The organism is Paenibacillus sp. SAF-068 (assembly GCF_051967555.1).
In the GTDB taxonomy this organism is placed as follows: Bacteria; Bacillota; Bacilli; order Paenibacillales; family Paenibacillaceae; genus Paenibacillus.
The window spans coordinates 3,151,739-3,169,454 of record NZ_JBQCJX010000001.1 but is presented as its reverse complement, the minus strand read 5'-3'; the positions used below and the strand labels follow the sequence as shown (position 1 = coordinate 3,169,454).

Here is a 17,716-nt window from a genome sequence, read left to right as displayed (position 1 = left end):
ATTACAATATGATTCCAATTTCGGATGAGGTTATGAATGTGCTGTCCCAGCGTCTGAAGCTGGGGGAAGGAGCGCTTCCCAATATCCGTGTCGAAGTAGATCGGCTGGCCTTTATCCCGGGACGGACAGAAGAGTTCAGGCATATCGTAACCGAGCAGATACCCATCATCAGTACAGAATCCGTTTGGGTGGATGAGTCGAGTAATGGTACATATAACGGTTCGACTCAAGCGAATAGCCAAGAGATTTTTTTTCCTGTCAAGGGTAAAACGATTGATAGCATTACAGTTACAGATAAATTTGGTTCAGCCAGAGATGGGGGGTCTCGAAGCCATAGAGGCATCGATTTGTGGGATGAGATCGGAACCCCGATTTTGGCTGCTTGGGCTGGTAAGGTCGTACATACAGCTCGCAATAAAACAAAGGGTGCGGGGAATGCCGTAACGATCAGGCATGCCAGTGGTTTACTCACCAAGTACTTTCATCTGAAAGACATTCTCTGTTCGGTGGATGATCAAGTGGCCCAGGGAGCAGTGATTGGTACTCTAGGTAACACAGGGGGAGTGTACACCAATGGTCACAAGGTTTCAGCTGCTGAACGTGCCGCTGGCAGAGGAAGACATCTACATTTTGAAATTTGGGAAGGGGTTAGTCCAACGTCTAAGACTGGAGAGGGAGGTAAGGCGGTCGATCCCCGATTATATCTGAGCGGAAAGCGTAAAATGCACGGAAATGCCACAACAACATTTACTGATGTAAAGCCGGTTCAGGTCGAGGGATATCCCGGAGAGATTAAACTGAATGAGAAGTTCGACAAGCGAAATTGGCATGAGAAAGACGTTTATACAACCGGATTGAAATTTTCGGATTATGCCAAGATTGAATCGGGCTGGACAATGTTTGATTCAGGAGGCAAGTTGCTATATACGTTTGAAGGCAAAGCTGCCGTAGCTGAATTCGAAATTAACGTGACGAAACTGAGTATGCCCACACAAGGGTTGCTTAGTATTGGAATGGGGACTAATTTCAGTGAAGCGGAAGGGGATTCTTTCGCCGTGGTGATTGATGGTAAAACGTATGCCTATGTCAATAAATTCAACGGGGCATATGATCTGACCAAACTGACGGAATTGAATAATATTGTGATCCCTGCAAAAGCCAAGAGTATCAAGATTAAGGTGACGTATGGGGGCAAACAAAACTCCACTGTCCCAACCGGGTCTGTTCCTGCTTCAAGTAAGAAGTATAAAAAATTCGCCATTGATTATATTCGCATTCAAGAGTTGTTGCCTGCTCCGTTGAAGAATCAAAAGAGTGAAGAAGGGCTCGATCCATCTAAAGGATATTATCAAACGAACAGCTACACAGATTTTATCAATAATAAAAGGGTCGAGACGGATGTTATTCAGGTCGGGTCTTTTGTTTATATGGACACACAGGTTCTTCCCAATATCATTAGTGCCGAAATCGATGATCAGTTTGATTCTGAAGCCCGGGAAGCACGGCTGACGATCTCTAATCCGAGAGGATTTTTCTCCCCCGATTATAATCCTGCTCATTTTCCTGAGCTTGGGGGCGTACCGTCTCCATGGTCGTATTTCGCAAACGGATTCCATATCGGGGTTCTGAGTGAAAACACACCGATACGCATATATATGGGATATGGTCAGCACATGATGCGGGTATTTACGGGACTGATTGATAAGGTGGACATCAATGGCGAAGGCTCCACGTTGGAGATCACGGCTCGAGATATGTACAAGCGTATTATCGAGAAAGTCATTTCCGAGAAAAAAGCCTATCCGGAAGTGGATGAGATAGATAATGTGCCAGATCCGGTGCCGCCTGCAGCAGTTGGCACGGATCGGACATCATCTATCATTCAGGCCGCACAGGCTCAAGCTGCAGCGTATGGTGTACCTGATCATAAGTTTTTGCTTGCGATATGCAGGCATGAGACCGTTCTCGGAACACAAGGTAAGGGTAAAGATGAGAACGGCAGCTTTATTCTTGGATACGGCTGTCCTAGTGAGGGACCGTGTACTGAGAAATACGGAGGTATTCAGGAGCAAATGAAGCGCGGAGCAGAACGGATGTCCAAGGCACTGGCTTCGAGAGGGAAAAAAGTGACTTCCAAGGCAGATGTACTTTATTTCCATAATGGTGGAGACATTGCCCCCATGACCTGGAGTCAGGATCGGGAGAATTGGGTGGACAAGGTATGGACCTATTATCAGGAGATGCTCGCAGACCCGGCAAGCTGGACCATTACAGCAACCTCCACTCCGACAGTTACACCAACACCCGCTCAGCCTGTAGAATTTGAAAAGCCGGCTTGGGTCAAATCAACCGTTGTACTGGATCTGGTTAAACATGCAGGTATGGTCGGTTGGAGGGCAACCAGTGAGGATCGTTCTTATCCTGACTATGTGATTGATGAGACCTATCTGATTGAGGTGAACCAGAAGACAGGCAGGGTCATTGTCCCGGTACCGGGTCAGGAAGGTGAGTTTGAAGTCAAGGATGCAAGTACAGTGCTGACTCCGAACGGATGGCTTAATCCATTTATTGAGGAATATGGCAGGACGTTTGAGCAATGGTCCACCAAAGTTACAGAAGCTGTGCAGGAGGTAATCTCGGAGATACCGTATCGAAGCTACTGTGACCGTTATGGTACATACCGACTGGAACGCTTGAATTATGACAAACCTGTCGTGGCAGAGTTTTCCGAGAATGACAATCTGATCTCCATTACCAAATCCACGGATTGGTCCCGAGGAAGAAGTCACATCGTTGTTATCGACTCGAATAGCAGTCAGAGCAGTTTCGTGGACAAGGAGATTTTGCTCGAACTCAAAGGAGAGATCCGAACCATGGTGCTGGCCGTTCCTTGGGCGAAGACGGTTGAAGCCAAAAGGCAGGTGGCAGAGCGAGCTTTTTTTGATATGAAACGGATGTGCCGTACGCTTCAGGTATCCATTCCTGCGAATCCTGCGCTTGATCTGCTCGACAACGTTATTGTGACGGATAAAACGACCACCACACGAGCTGTATATACGATTAAAAGTATTAAAACCAGTTATTCAGTCGACCGGGGCATGTTACAGGTCATTGATATGATGTGGGCAAGAAAGGGCGTGATGGTGTAATGGCCGGCATTGTAAATGAAAATATTGTATTTCCCGTGCTGGATCTCATCCACCGGGAGCTTCGCAAATATAGCAGTATCACCAATTCGAATGTTTCCCCTCTTGAAGGTGAGCCTTCCGTTACATTATATCGGGAGCACATGCAGGACCCGGACCGGGTGACTGGAGCAGACCTCTTGTATGAATCGGCATGGAAGGTTTCGATCTGGATGAAGTTTGGCTCAGAGGATGAGGAAGACTTTCCTTCCGGGGTGGGCTACTCCCACCCGGATTATGATTATTATAAGTATTTTAGGCTAACGCAGGTGACGGCCCGTACATATGATGCATCTGGAGAGTCGATGTTCACTTACAATATTGCTCTAAATTATGATGACGAAGGACGCTTAACTGGAACGAGCGTAAGTCGTATATAACATGTAGGAGGTGGTTCCATGGCATTTAATGTATCTTACATCGCGGGTGGCGTCATCGACAAAGTGCGCGAGCTGCCGTACCCACACTTCAGTAAAAAGACGATCCCGTTCATTCGGGGACAGATGTTGGACATTCCCGCGGCGAAGACCACCAAGTCGGATACGTTCACCTTGGCGTATGACACAGAGTTTCTGAGCATTGCGTTTGCTGCGAGCCACTACTGTGTCGGCGATTACTGGGAACTGATGATCGGGACAGAGAAGGTATGTCATACCATCTATACGAAGGAACTTCCCGAATCAGTTTCCATGGGGAACAGTTTCGGAATTGTCTACCCGATTCCGGCGGGAACGACCATCACGTTTGACTTCTACAACGCGGTGGCTGAAGCCAAGTCGGTCTGGTACAACATCAAATTTTTGAGATAAGGAGGGTGACGATGGCACTGCAAAAACCGCAGACGAACTTTGCCGCTTATATTGACGGAGAGTCGGAAGCACAAAAATTGATCAACACGCTGGCCGATGAAATTGTAGGTGCTGATATTCCCAGAGTAGAGGGCGGGATTGACGCTAATCGCTGGGAGAAAGTCTATCAATCTGATGGAGCTGAGTGGGTAACCTACAGCAAAAGCTATAACAAGGGTATTATTGGGATGTACGCCCATTCTGACGGAAATCAGTACGAAGTTTACAAAATTCCGGATTGGACTGAAGCCAAAAGTCATACTGGTGATTCTGCATTGGATGCAGATGGCTGTCTATGGGAAGTAAGGCAAACCTATTTTGATGACACCATTGAAGGCATGGCCCAACCGGGAAGAGCAAACATAGGAATCACTTACGGTAACTATAGAACAGGACGTAAAATTCAGGTAGTTCAATTCACTTACCAAGATGGTCAAACCAATGAAACAAAGTACGTAGATATTCCTGGTTGTTTGGTAACTGTTGTTGTAGATGATTCAGTTCCTGACGGGTATAGAGCATACTTGGTACATCAGGTGATTAGAAATCTCGATGGAACGACTAAATCGTCAAATGAATGGAATCAGTTTGAAATAGTCACTGAAATGCCGACAGATTGGGCATATGCTATCAAATTAGCTCCCAAAGGAAAATATCAATATAATTTTTCAAGAAAAGTAAATGATTATGGATACAGTCCCTACTGGATATGGGCAAACATTGTTGATACTTCTTATGAACCTGTAAAGCAACTATACAAGTTTGATGAACTATTCTATACAGCTGATGTACTGAACAATGTAACTGCTCAGACCGTAGTGAAAGCAACTCCTACGGTTCCCACAGGAATTCAAGTTCGTGATTATTATGTCATGTTTGAGCAGCCAGCTCATGACTGGAATTACATTAACATCTACTATGGAGAAGGCTTCGAAGGGAAAGTTGCTCAAGGAAGCCAGAGGGAAACGTATGATGGGATCTGTGATCCTTCAACTATAACGATTGGGAAGGCACCTACAGTCATAGACCAATTGAAGGCACATTATATGTACTTGACATGGAATGATTCATCCGCCATTAAACCTTTCATCCCACCATCCACGAAGTGGAAGCTGGATTATGACGGCAAGACAGAGATCGTAAGCCCGGCAGCTCGGTTTTTCCACGGCAGACATTCTACAACCTCATGGTTGCCTAACAAAAAACGAAGACCGGATTACCTGGTAGCTTACACTTTATCGGTAAACAATGATCGAGTAGTTCTTGTTCTGGAAGGTGATCCTTCACCGAATATTCACAGCTATTACCGCAGTTTTGGATACATAGGCAAGATCGTTCCGTTCAATGATTACGACCATGGAGGCAACTTTGGTGTCACTGTAGGCATGGGTGATCTGCGAACAGATATGACTGGTTATACAAAAAATGACATTCTCACAGATCTTAATCCGGATATCTATGCCAGATACGGTGAGTATACTTCAAATGGTATGGACTCCATGTCCATGTTGAAGACACGCAGTAATGTCTTGTTCCAGCGGTATTACCCGGCATTTATTTCGCATCTTCCGAACTACCCTTCTGTGGGTAAACTTCCCCCGGGCCTTTCGAAATTGATTGTAGATGCGGATGGCTTCCAGAAATCTCTCTGGACAGGAAAGTATCATGCGAGTCCAATCTACCTTGTTCATCAAGCAGAAGGATATCGGGGTTATATGGACGGTGTAGTTGCGATATACGACCATAATTTGGTCAATCGCGATGAATTAATCGTAGATACAGAAATTTTGAAAGATCCTTCCAAACCTGCATTGGGTACATGGACAGAGGTTTACAAGTTTTTCAGTATCAAGAGTCCGTTGAATCTATTCAAACATTCCCCATCCCCAGATGTAATTACGATTGCATTTTTGAAAGAGATAAAATAAGGAGGATTACATAATGGCAAATTTTAAATATGTAGAAACAATCACTACTTCACAGGATGTGTTAACAAAACTGAAAGAGGAAGTTACAGGGTTTAAGAGTTTCCCGTTTGAATCCACTGCAGGCGAGTCTCAGGAACAAAATCTGTGGGAAGTATTTTACGAAGAAAAGGACAGTAGTGACCGTATTCAGGAACTTATTCTTCGCGGAATGATGACCATTGGAACACAAGCTACACCGATTACTAAGCATTTCTATGTAAGTTTCATCAATCATGCTCTGGTACCACGCGTCGTTGCACCTGTTCCAGCCTATGAGGAGCATAGTACGCTGACTGTGCAGTTGCTTGAAGGATTCGAAGGCAGTGAACCAACCACACTACCGGTAACTACTCGCCCAACATTCAAGCTTACAGGACATCCGGTACTCTACCAATGGGCACTGGAAAACTACACACCAACGGATCGAAATAAAGAAAAACCTGTGTACATGTATGTGAATGTCATGAACAATCGTTTGGCGATGGTTCTCGTCGCCGACCCAGCAGTAAACTTCCTTGATTACAAAAAGTCCTTCTTGTATGCAGGTGCATTGAAACCGTTCAAATACAACCTGAATGATGTAGACGGAAATGTAATGCTGACAGCCGGAGCGGTAATTGAGGAACCGGATATCTCTCAGATTGCCACAACAGGAACGTATTACTATGGTCAATATACCTCTGCAGGTAACAACACACTTCAGATGTTGAAAACCAAGTCAGGTATTGAATTCCAGCAGCACTATCCTTCCTTTATCACACAAGCTCCACCGAAAGGAAAAGCTTATCAAGATCCTGAATTGGGTGATACCGGTTTGGAACTGGAGCCACAGGGCTTCCAGGCATCCAAATGGACGTCCAAATATCACTTGTCACCGATCTACGTGGTGCATCCTTATGAGGGCTACCGTGGTCAATTCGATAACTGTATCGCGGTTACGAAGCATAATATCCTTCACCTGGATGAGTTAATCATTGATGTGGAGGGCAAGTCTTGGGACCAAGAAGTGTATCGTTACTTCGATACCGATACAGCACAGAATTTCATGAATCTGTCTGCCAACCAACGTATGGGTGTAGCTATCCTGAAGGAAGTCCGTTATACGGCGTAAGTTAAACTGAATCAAAGCTGAGTCGTATAGATTCAGTGAGAGGGAACTTTCTGAGACTCCACTCAGGGGTTCCCTTTTTTTAGTTGGAAGGGGGCAGTGACGTGAATCAAGTAGTCAACAAGTTTGATTTCACCGTTATAGATTACACGACAACTCAGTACGGTTACCTGTTTACAGTCGGAACTACAGGAAGCAGGCCTGAGGATTATCGATTTATATATATGCCTTACAGCCGGTATCCAAGTGTCCTGATGCTTGATTTTTACATGGCAAGATCGATCTCTCATGGATTTAATCATCAACTTGTGGAAGCGATTCGCAAGGATCTGGAAGGAGAAGAACGATTTATTGTTCTAAGTGATGCTGAACAGGATAAAGAAGGACTTTTACACAGTTCCATGGAAGGGTCGAGCTCTGCTACCAAGCAAGGCGATGTCATGGAATTTTCGTTCGAAATGGAGCGATCTGCGTTAATTGAAGCTTTGGAGATGGATCATCAAGATGAAGGCCACAGGCCCGGAGGATTAAAGGATTCATTCATTCATGAAAATATGTCAGAGGGCTGGCGCGTAGATAACGATAAAGAGCTAAAGATTGTCCGTAATTTGGGTCTAACTCGTAACTTTGTGAAGAATCTGGATAAGTTGGAGCCAGGAAAAATCAGTTTCAGGGTTAGTGAATTTGGGATGATTGCGGATTATGCAGATAGTGCAGAGCAAGATAAAAACTCTGAACTGGAAATTAAGCAATGGATACACGCTGTTCGAAACGATAAACCGGATATGGATGTGGCAGAGGTTTTCGAGAAAGTGCAGAAGATCATTGGACGCCGGACACAAAATGATTCTTTGTTAGAAGCCATTCAGGACCACTTCAGAAATACAGAACTGGAGAGAAGCCATCAGTCCCGGAAAGTAAGCAAACAAGATGTGGAAATTATATATCAGGACCTGCTAGGTTTCCGTGATGATCATAAAGAAACATTTGCTGAACAAGCTGCCATGATTGGGAAAAGGGTAGATGATCATCAGCAATTGTCCGTTCTCTCGGATATGTCGACTGCTTATATACGTCGCTTTCAGGAAATAAAGTATATGCACCTTGATCGCATGTTGCCGTTATCCCAAAGAGTGTATAACACTTCACAATTGGCTCTCATGCAAACACTAGGGACAGCTATGCGAGAAACAACCTTTGCCGGAACGACTACAGGCAGAATTGGTCAAGCAATCAGAGACATTGAAGAGAACATGTTTCTTTCGCAACTGAATCAGGCTACGCGGGTTATTGAGAATGAATTGACAACTCATGAGAATGTACTTGCCAAACTGAAAGATCGTCAGTACCCGACTGTTCTACATACCGAAATGAGAAGTACGCGAGAAGTCGACAAGCAACTATACTTTCATGATGATCTCAGTCAAAGCAGCCGTGATCAACATGAAAATGCGTTAGTCTTTCGTCCGAATGATACTCTGTGGCATCCGCTCCAAGCTCACAGAATGATAGACAAACATCCGGCAACTACAGCATCCGGTATCATTTTGGCAGCCAGAGATATAGGGACTATTACGGATGTGGAGAGGCAGTTTCCTTGGGCTGTTCGGGATCAAGCGAAAGATATGAACGTCTTAGGTGATCTGACTACGGGGCAAAGAGTTTATTTGGAGAAAATGTATATTGAGCATGAGCGTCCTAAGGCACGACGGATTTATGTGGTTCATAGTGAGGTAGACCGTCATGCAGAACAGGCTTATCGGGAGAGTGCGGAGCACGGTTTTGTTTTCAGAGATTTGCAGGAGAGCAGAAGGATCAGTAAGGTTCCTGGGTATGTAGAAAGGGAAAGTAGGCTAGGCAAACGAGTGGCTGCAGAGGCTCTTGAAATACTCAATAAGCCATCACTTGGTGAAAGGAAAAGCGAGTTCGATAGCTATATTGAGGACAAGTTCCATACTGCAAAAACAGAAAAAAGGAATTTGTTCATCCCGAACAGCGAGGAAGGTGCAGAAAGAGAAGCCTCCTTTGAAAGCTATACGGCTGCTTCAACAACGGCAGAAAGAGCGTTGGCTCATGATTTATGGTTACCTGAGTCTGAGGACCATTTGGGTGACAAGGAATTATTCCGTTCGACCATGCTCGAAAAACTAAATTCGTATGGAAAGAACGACGAACAGAAGCATGTACATTTGACTGAGAAACCACTTGTACTACATAGAGAACGTAAAAAGCTACATCTGGAAACGATTCTGCAATCCATCCGAGATCGTAGTCGACCAGCCTTAGTTCGGGATGAGCTTCTGGACAAACTGGTTGGAGGAGGATGGTTGGGAAATAAAGCATACCCTGGATATCTGGATGAGGAATTTATCGTAGGAGAGATCTTGGAGAACAGCCCGGCAGTCATTCTGGAGATGATGATGGAAGCTGTGAATAATGCAGACGCCTCGGTTTATTTTGCTGAACCGTTTTTGGCTGGGGTTAGAGAGCGGATAGATGCGTTAATCGATTGTGGGATCTTAACAGCTGATATAGACGGAACCAGATCAGGCATCATTTCCTTTAATTTCGAAGGTGCGAAGGAATTTAAGCCAGGTGATATCGGAACGGAACTTGCAGAAGCATCCAAAGAGTTGAACATAACAGTACTTGAAGATGAATCTCGAGTGGCCGAACTCAACAGACGTAACTCCACACTAGATATAGACGTGTTCGAGGGAGTGAAAATAAAAGAAGATCAGCATGGCGAAATCACGGAAGTCATTTACGGCGCAGATTTTAATGCAAGACCGGCTATTATTGAGTTTGAAGATTCATTAGGTTGGTTGGAACATGAAGGGGGACTATTCCCCGATGATCCAATGTATGAAGGAAGTCAAGTTAAACGTAGAGGACAAGCCTTTGATGAGCACAGTATAGGCGAGAAAGACAAACGGAAAGGAATGGCTCTTGACCATCATATCGTGAGTTCCAACATGAACCGTGAGAGTGTGATTCATACCGAATTCAATATGGGTGGAGTTTCCCGCGATCGCTATGGCATGATTGATGAGGAATACACCATGGGTGGTATGAACTTGCGCCAGATGCTTCTGAACAGCGAGTATGCTATTGGAACATCAAAGACTCGCGAGGGATACTCATATGATCAACAACCTACTTCTACTAATCCAACAAGAGAAGGTTTAATCAGTGGTGAATACTCCATAGGCACAGCCAAGATTAGACAGTTGTATTTGAATGAGAGCTATTCTATTGGCATGATTGAACCAGGTCAGGCGGCTATCGATATCGATTACTCACTGGGGACTATGGAATGGAGATCAGCACTGCTCAGCGACGATTATTCCGTAAGCAGCGCGAAATATCGAAATGGAGTAGCTGAGATTGAATATACGCTGGGTTCATCGTGGGTAAGAGAAAGTGCGATGGATATTGAGTTTAATGCAGGTATGCTGCAAGCTAGGGAATCCACTTTGATAAATAATGCTTCTGAAGCGATTAGGGTTGATCGATATGGATCGGTTCAAGTTGAGATATCCCTAGCCACTACTGTCATGAAGTCTGCAAATCTTGACAATATGCAGACGGCTCATTCCGTCATGCGCAAAGGGCAATTCAACGTTGAAATCCTTTCGGATAATATGAACAGATTGTCTCTTATGCTTGAAGAAAACCATTCTACAAGAATCTTGAAAGAGGCATCCGTCCATGAGATTGAGAGTGAAGTTGTCAAGTTACGCTTGAGTGAATTGCATGGTGAGGGTTGGTATGGCGGTAAAGGTATCAGAGATACTGACTTGGTCGAACTGATCTATGATTCGATAAAAAATAAAAAGGATTCGTCATCGGATCGTGATGTGATCCTTGCCTACAAGCATACTCACGATGCTTACCTTCATGAGACAACGGATAGCACGATTGAAAAAATTTCCAATCTTGAAGTACAACTTATAGCGGATAAACCGCAAAATGGTTACCTTGACCTCACGTTACCACTAGGCGGTACAAATCTTAAATATGCAGATGTTCCAGTGGAATCCGTGGGTGGGACGGGGCTCAGTTATGGCGATATACCTGTAGAGATTGTTGGCGGAACGAATCTGAAGTACGGTGATGTTCCGGTTGAGATTGTTGGTGGAACAAACTTGAAGTATGGAACAACAGAGATTGTACTCTCAGCGGACAAACCCCAGTACGGCAATATGGAAGAGAATCTGCTCGCCGACAAACCGCAATATGGATATTTAGAAGAGAACATGTACGGTCTGAAAAATGCCAAAGATTCCACTATGGATGAGCAAATTCATGCGTTTAAAAACGGTAATGAAGCTGATTTGATCCAAACGCTTGAGTTAAATAAAGAGGATAGATCAGCATTCCTGCCTGACAACCTTTTTGGGGTAAAAGCTGAAAGATGGGCACATTCTCATGAGACGATCAATGATGTAGTGAAACTGCGTAACGGGACGCTGGATCAGGACATGTTCTACGGAAACAAGGAATTTAATGAATCCATTTTGGACATGGAACTGGTTGGCTTCCAATATAAACAGATAGACCTGATCCAAAGCGAATATGCTTACCTTAAAGCGAGAGACCTTCATATTGAAGATAACTCGTTCATGAGCTCCAGAAGTTCTTATGACGCGTATAACCACCAATTGGATTCTGGAATGAACTTGTTAAGAAGCACGACTCTGGATTGGGGGCAATTCGCAGCGGGGAAAATGGATCGATATGGTCATTCACATGAAATGGAAAGGGGCGTTGGGGGTGAGCGAGCCGGTGAGCATTTTGATGGGATATATGGTACCACATTCCAGAGGTTTGCTTTCTCAGGTGACGAGTTAAGTTACGGAAGTAGTCTTCCGTACACAAGCTACGTTGTTAATGACGGGGAGAGTTTTGGCAGTAAGTTAATAGACCAGGGTTATCTTAGTGAAGATGATTTAAAAGGGATAACTGAGGGACGTGAATCCGGTATAGAAAGAGAGTTGCCAACTGGTATAGCGAACGCCAGATTGTCTGAAATCGAAGATCCTGATTCTCTCATGGCTTCATTCGAAGAACGCTGTTCTCAAGTCATCACAGGTTTTATTTTCGCTGAAAGACCTGAGAAAAGAGCAGATTATCTGGAACAGTTGCACGCGTTCCTTCCCGAGAGAACAGCTCATCTTATGGAAATGTATCACGAAGCCAAGATGGAACCGCGTGAGAGCTTCACACTGAATGATCATCTGGTGGCTGAACGTGAATCCGCTGATGCTTATATTCCGATGATGGATACCATGGCGCAGGGTCTCATATTCGATTATTCGGAAGATTTGCTGGATCGAGGAATGGATCCTGAGGACTGGGAAGGCGGGTTGGGTGTGCCGGAGGACTACGATCCGAATGATCCGTTTAATGTGTACTATCCGTATTCCAAGGATATGGATGCGTTGGAGTTGTCCCAGTCCGATGATTGGACTAAATTCGGACAAGGCGATTGGGATCGAGATCAATTGCTTGGAAAATTTTATTACAAAGAAGATACGAAGGACATCAGTGGATGGTATCGCAATAATTTCCTGGCCGAGACGTATAAGTTCTCAGTTGATTTCAAGGTAGATACAAGTACGGATGGGGATGGCGCAGGAATTATTTTCAAATATTTTGATGAAGATAATTATTGGATGTTTATGGTTCATGGAGGAGACAGCGATAACAGTCTGGATATGAGAACGCCGATGCAGCTATATAAAATCGTTGCTGGCAATCCAACTGCAGTGGGTTCTCCGATGCAACCCTTTAAGTGGGAGAAGGATAAGTGGTATACATTGTCCGTGTCGGTCATGAAAAATAAAATCCAGATCTACACAGATTCGAAATTGCAATATGATCTGACGGGCACCGATTAACTCGGTGCTCTTTTTGTCGTATAGAGAGATTGGGAGGTGATTGGTATGGGTCATACATTTGGTTTGTTCTCCAAATCACAGAGAGGTGTATTGTTCGCCAATATGAGAGCGAAGATTGCGGACGAAAGTTACGGCAACCCCAATAACCCTGCGTATTTACCGCAGAGTCCCAATGCACCGAGGAGTGAAACGGACCGGCATGGCGAAGAAAATAATCCTATTCTGGGTGATCCAGGTTACGGTCAGATCGGACGATGGCAGACGGTTCAATTGGATGCACTGGAAAACAGTATTGATCAGATCATTGAGCAATACCTGAAAGATAAGTCCTGGTATGCGAGTGTACGATGCCGTGAAGCACTGTGGAATATGTATCGCAGGATTGAATGGTGGGTAGAACAGCAGCAACCTCCAGATAAAACACAATATCAGAGAGTTCTGCAAATGGTGAAAGACTGTATTCACAAAATTCTTGAAAACGCCCAGAAGCCTGGCGGTAGTCATCATGGTGTGTCATTGCCGATCTGTCCGGCACCCTACTACCATCATTTTAGTGGGAATTACTTCAATCATTTTGATGCAACTGTATATGAGATTCCACTCTTTTCGATGAAAAAGGATGTCCCGTTCTCGAATAAATTCCCTGATTTCTTCAGATATGTATCCTCAACGGAGGATCAGGAATGGGTAGCTGTCCACTCCGTAGGCCGAAATGAACAATCTGGTTCAGAGATGATCTTGAAACTGGACTTAGGGCTTCTGGAGATTGGGAACTCATCCAAAATTACATTCAACTGGCGTGTGAAACGTTATGGACAGATCAGGTTCAAGTACCTGGCTAGTGCCAAGCGCGGTAATGGCATGCTGTTCTATATTAATGGTCAGCAAGTCGGAGGTGAATGGAGCGAGAACAGCGGATGGCAGGAAGCAGCATTTACTTTGCAGCCAGGGCAGATGTACAAGTTCGACTGGTTAATTCGCAAAATGAGACCTGAAGTATGGCAGAACAATGGTATCTATATCAAGGATGTTGAAGTCGTTGAGATTGTGGATACACGTAAGCCACCTGCGCCGAAAGATTACGATCTGGATGGTGAGGACGTATATGAGTATGGAAACTGGGTTGTAAGATCCCCACAAAGTGTGGCACAGGCCCATTTTAAAGGACAGTTCATTACGGATGATTTGCGTAAGAAAACCATGACGATGGATCTGGATAACGAATGTGATGGTACGGTTTCATTTGCATACAAAATGGGTGTGGATGAAGAGCCGTATCCCGATCATGATTATCAGTTGTTTTTTGATGATAAAATGCTTGAACGCACTCAGCGCGGGGATGGAGATCATGGCAGTTATGCTACGTCAGTACATGGTGTGGAGTGGAGACTGAATGGGGAATATTCAGAAACGGAGACTAACCAGGCTAAAATTGAATATGAGATTGTTGCAGGGCCGGATACGACGGTGGACTTGAGAGGTGCGCTCGAAGTAACTTGTCCTCCGCGAGAAATTGATCATTGGGAACCGTCTCACTATGGACAAGGAATTGGAAAATATGAATGGTATATGTCGGGAAATCCGAGATGGATTGATCAAGGAGATGTATTGCGTCTAGAGGAGCCAAAAGTAGGGGATATGATCGCTGAAACTTCAGTGAATTTGCCGGATGAAGGGTGGTTCATATTCAGTTATAAGCATCTGTTAAGGCCTACTGAAGCGTTTGAGGTAACGGTAAACGGTATGTCTGTTCATTATACAACGATGCATGGTGACGGCGAACAAATACGTATTCCTTTGCAAGCTGGAAACAACGTTATCCAATTTCGAATCAGAGATAGTTTAACGGAGGAACCCTTTAAATATCAGTTGGACAAGTTGTTTACCTATGGCAATAACACAGGTAATACATATCGCACAACGTCTCCGCTAGGCTCTTATGTTGATGTGACACGCGGGTGGGATGTAACGGATGCTGGAGCAACTACGCAAACAAGCGGGGATACAATTACATACAGTGCAGAGCTAAATCCGGGGGCCAAATTAAATATTAAAGAGCATATGCGTATTTATCCCGCGATGGATTTCGATTATGATCCAGAGACGGGTGAGAATAGAGATCAAATGTTGTTTGATGAACTATTCAATAAAGAAGATGAGATTGATTCAAGATTAAGATTTACAGGAAGCTGGGAATGGAAGGAGTTAATTGCTGGTGATGGTGTGATGTGGGCTCAGGGACACAATCAGGAGTTCATCTGCGAACTCGAAGCACATTTAAATAAGCCCGGTTATATATTCTGGCAGTATGGTGGAGATTTCGATCCCGGAGAGAAATTGGAGCTTCAAGTAGATGGTATTACCGTCTGGACAGGAAATCAATCGAATGGAAACGAGGGAACTAACTGCATGTATCCAGTTCCTTCAGGCAGTCACCGTTTTCGCTGGATATACCGGGATGGTAAGGCTTATGTGCCTAGCGACGGTAACCCGGGTGGATCTGGCAGCGGATCGGCAAATCCAGGCGGAAACGGTACAGGAAATGCTCAGTCTAATGGTTCGACTACTACAAGTCCATTTGGAGAAGTATGTTTTCCTGGTGGAATGAAAAATCATGAAATTCAGTATGGACAAAGTTCTTATGCAGGACGGTCTGACCAGACGAGTCTGTGGGGATGGAAAAATGAAGGAGCAACTTACGATGGTAGTCACAGACTTCTGGATGAAGGTAAATATATTACCAGGGATTTTTATGCTCCTCACATTGGTAAAATCGATTATGTTGAGACACTTAAGGTATATCCTATAAAGAAATTAAACAACACGGGTTTACGCCCCCTTCGAACTTCGGACATGATGAGACAGTATTATGCAGAACCAGGTACCATTTATCAAAATAAAGAAAATAATTATTACGGATTAAATGTGAAAAATCTATCTCCTGGGAAACCGGAGACGGAGTTTAATAGTCCACATACAAAAATGATTTATCAACGTTTTTACTGTGAAGGCGAGTTTAGTATTGATTTTAGATATATTTGTTATCTAAAAGATCGGAATCAACAAAAAGCGAGATTTAGAGTTTACTTTTATCCTGAATCTGGTACAAAACGAATAATATTAAATGAAAAAAATAACAGGGGTAAAAATAACGGGAAAGTAAATTACAAAAACATAAGTGCTTCAGACTGGAACACAGCAGCGACCTTTTCTGAGACAGTTCCTAATTTGAAAGCAGGATATTACTATATCTGCATTGGCATTACGGATACTTTTGATGACAGTGATCAAGATAATGATGGGTTTCTCTACCATGCTTCTATTAAGAATCTATCCATTAAAACAAAAGATTCTGCTGGATTGAACGGCGGCAATCTGGTTTATCCTAACAGAACGGATAGTGAGACGTATGTATTGGTTGATTTAATCGATAAAACTGCAGGTTCAACGCTTTACTCCTATCGCTACCCAGCAAGTAATGGACAGATACAGACATACAATATGGATTTTACTCCTTATACAATACCTGGTAAGGCATACACAGTTCAATACAGTTTGCATAAAGCATCAGGTGCAGCTGGCGGTAGTGGCTTGGATGCTGGAGGATTTACACTTAGTGGAGGACGTTTTAGAGAATATTGGAATGCGTACTGTACAGATTCACAGGGACGTTTCTATTTGGAAGGACAATCACCACATCCTGGGGAGGATACATGGAATCCACCTGGCCCAGGCACGACTGCGCCAGATGGTGGCAGTCATGCCTGGCTCGACGTTATTCGATTGTACGAGAATAAAGATAGGGTTTGTCGAGGAACCAAAATTGTCATTGAAACTTATGAGAATGGTCAACTGTTAATTCCACCACGAGAAGTTACAAATGAAGATGATCAGATCATCTCCATTGAAGTCGAGAATACCTCAGATCAGAAAAAAAATTACGAGGTGCGTGTTCGATTCGAGCAGGACTGCCCTGGAGATGGCGCCATGATCTGGGGCGGATCGATGCAACTTGACGATATTAGCAAATTAGATCCATCCTGGGCAGAAGTGACCCACTTCGAAGTTTGGAATAACAAACCCATCTGGATGGGCGGCTGCGATAACAGTAATATGCGCGTGAAAATTACACGTGAGGACGGAAAAGTGTTATGGGATGAAAAGTATTACGGTGACGGATATCGTGGCTTCGAACTGAATGATCTGGCTCCCAAGCCATATAGCAAGTATAAGGTGGAGATTACAACGGATCAGAAGGGACAGATCAGCAACTGGACAGGAAAACGATATCTGACCACTTTCCGGGTGCATGACTTCAAAGCCTACGAAAGATGGGTGTGGGTACCAGAGCCGTTTGATTGTCAACTGGATTTCTTCATTGACGATGAACTGATCAAAACATTCACTCAGGAGGGTGGATACTATACATTTTCACATCCAGTGCCCAAAGGCAAACATGAATTCAAATGGGTGTTCACCTCGCTTCAGGAAGTGGGCACGCGTAGTTACGAATACGCTAATCTGGACTGGATGGAACTGACCAACTGGATCTGTGATGACGTCTATGTCATTCCTTACTGCGAAGGCGGTGGGGGAGACAAGTGTGTTGAAGCGCTTATTAAATGCTTGCTGGAAGTTTGGAAAGCAAGGCCTAAGATGTGTGTAATCGGTAAACGCATCTGGTTATTCACGTAAAGAAAGGAGG

General features: G+C 44.2%; 7 protein-coding genes. All 7 read left to right on the top strand.

The features are described 5' to 3' along the window. Positions 1-8: 8 nt before the first annotated feature. On the top strand, positions 9-3,149 hold the full coding sequence (locus tag ACTHPG_RS13730; RefSeq protein ID WP_440389971.1) for a M23 family metallopeptidase: 3,141 nt from the start codon (positions 9-11) through the stop codon (positions 3,147-3,149). After that, positions 3,149-3,565, top strand: a complete 417-nt coding sequence (locus tag ACTHPG_RS13725; RefSeq protein ID WP_440389970.1) for a hypothetical protein — start codon at positions 3,149-3,151, stop codon at positions 3,563-3,565. The genes ACTHPG_RS13730 and ACTHPG_RS13725 overlap by 1 nt, the downstream gene beginning before the upstream one ends. A gap of 18 nt (positions 3,566-3,583) precedes the next feature. Further along, a complete protein-coding gene (locus ACTHPG_RS13720) occupies positions 3,584-3,994 on the top strand; it encodes a hypothetical protein (protein WP_440389969.1) in 411 nt (136 codons plus the stop codon). 11 nt (positions 3,995-4,005) lie between these two features. Further along, on the top strand, positions 4,006-5,961 hold the full coding sequence (locus ACTHPG_RS13715) for a hypothetical protein (RefSeq protein WP_440389968.1): 1,956 nt from the start codon (positions 4,006-4,008) through the stop codon (positions 5,959-5,961). 13 nt (positions 5,962-5,974) lie between these two features. After that, on the top strand, positions 5,975-7,111 hold the full coding sequence (locus ACTHPG_RS13710; protein ID WP_440389967.1) for a hypothetical protein: 1,137 nt from the start codon (positions 5,975-5,977) through the stop codon (positions 7,109-7,111). Positions 7,112-7,212: 101 nt separating this feature from the next. Continuing rightward, positions 7,213-13,011, top strand: a complete 5,799-nt coding sequence (locus ACTHPG_RS13705) for a hypothetical protein (RefSeq protein ID WP_440389966.1) — start codon at positions 7,213-7,215, stop codon at positions 13,009-13,011. A 45-nt stretch (positions 13,012-13,056) separates the two neighbouring features. Then, a complete protein-coding gene (locus tag ACTHPG_RS13700; protein ID WP_440389965.1) occupies positions 13,057-17,706 on the top strand; it encodes a hypothetical protein in 4,650 nt (1,549 codons plus the stop codon). Positions 17,707-17,716: the final 10 nt, after the last annotated feature.

What these genes read in the sequence shown, in the direction of transcription:
- ACTHPG_RS13730 (WP_440389971.1), top strand. Translation starts at nt 9, where the DNA reads ATGATTCCAATTTCGGATGAGGTTATGAATGTGCTGTCCCAGCGTCTG.
- ACTHPG_RS13725 (WP_440389970.1), top strand. Translation starts at nt 3,149, where the DNA reads ATGGCCGGCATTGTAAATGAAAATATTGTATTTCCCGTGCTGGATCTC.
- ACTHPG_RS13720 (WP_440389969.1), top strand. Translation starts at nt 3,584, where the DNA reads ATGGCATTTAATGTATCTTACATCGCGGGTGGCGTCATCGACAAAGTG.
- ACTHPG_RS13715 (WP_440389968.1), top strand. Translation starts at nt 4,006, where the DNA reads ATGGCACTGCAAAAACCGCAGACGAACTTTGCCGCTTATATTGACGGA.
- ACTHPG_RS13710 (WP_440389967.1), top strand. Translation starts at nt 5,975, where the DNA reads ATGGCAAATTTTAAATATGTAGAAACAATCACTACTTCACAGGATGTG.
- ACTHPG_RS13700 (WP_440389965.1), top strand. Translation starts at nt 13,057, where the DNA reads ATGGGTCATACATTTGGTTTGTTCTCCAAATCACAGAGAGGTGTATTG.